Origin of the sequence: Geopseudomonas aromaticivorans (assembly GCF_019097855.1) — a bacterium.
Taxonomy (GTDB): Bacteria; Pseudomonadota; Gammaproteobacteria; order Pseudomonadales; family Pseudomonadaceae; genus Geopseudomonas; species Geopseudomonas aromaticivorans.
The window spans coordinates 1-1187 of the sequence record NZ_JAHRGL010000073.1 but is presented as its reverse complement, the minus strand read 5'-3'; the positions used below and the strand labels follow the sequence as shown (position 1 = coordinate 1187).

The following is a 1187-nucleotide window of genomic DNA, read 5'->3' as shown; positions in this document are numbered from 1 at the left end:
GTCGTTGCCGAGCAGCTGGGCCGCGGTGTAGGTCACCGCGGTGTCTTCGGTCGCCGCCAGGGTGTCGTTGACCGCCACCGGCGCGTCGTTCACCGGGCTCACGGTGAGCGTCAGGGTACCGACATCGGTGAGGCTGCCGTCGGTGACGGTGTAGTCGACCGAGTCGGTGCCGTGGAAGTTGGCCGCCGGCGTGTAGGTGTAGCTGCCATCGGCCGCCAGCACCAGGGTGCCGCCCTTCACGGTAGTGAAGGTCCCCGCCACCACGCTCAGGCTGTCGCCGTCCAGGTCACTGTCGTTGGCGTCCAGCTGCACGCTGCCAGTCAGCACGCTGTCTTCGGCGGTGCTGGCCGCATCGTCGACCGCGACCGGGGCATCGTTCACCGCGGTGACGGTGATCGTCAGGGTGCCGATATCGGTCAGGCTGCCGTCGGTGACGGTGTAGTCCACCGTGTCGGTGCCGTGGAAGTTGGCCGCCGGGGTGTAGATGTAGCTGCCATCGGCCGCGATGGTGATGCTGCCGCCCTGCGCGGTGGTGAAGGTCCCCGCCACCACGCTCAGGCTGTCGCCGTCCAGGTCACTGTCGTTGGCGTCCAGCTCGATGCTGGAAGTGAACGGGGTGTCCTCGACCACGGTCACCGCATCGTCCACCGCCACCGGCGCATCGTTCGCCGGGGTGACGGTGAGGGTCAGGGTGCCGACATCGCTCAGGCTGCCGTCGGTCACGGTGTAGTCGACCGAGTCGGTGCCGTGGAAGTTGGCCGCCGGGGTGTAGGTGTAGCTGCCATCGGCCGCCAGCACCAGGGTGCCGCCCTTCACGGTGGTGAAGGTGCCGGCCACCACCGACAGGCTGTCGCCGTCCAGGTCGCTGTCGTTGGCGTCCAGCTCGATGCTGGAAGTGAACGGGGTGTCCTCGACCACGGTCATCGCATCGTCCACCGCCACCGGCGCGTCGTTGACCGCCGCCACGTTGACCGTGACGGTCGCGGTATTGGAGGTCAGCTTGCCGTCGGTCACCGTGTAGGTGAAGTCGGCCACGCCGTTGAAGTGGGCGTTCGGGGTAAAGGTCACCGTGCCGTCGGCGTTCAGCACCGCAGTGCCGCCCGCACCGCTGGTGACACTGGCGATGCTCAGGCTGTCGCCGTCGACATCGCTGTCGTTGCCGAGCAGCTGGGCCGCGGTGTAGGTCA

1 protein-coding gene is annotated in these 1187 nt (G+C 68.1%); it reads right to left on the bottom strand.

The genetic code is table 11. The features are described 5' to 3' along the window. On the bottom strand, positions 1-1187 hold a 1187-nt coding region (locus KRX52_RS19610), incomplete at both ends, for a tandem-95 repeat protein (protein ID WP_217683416.1).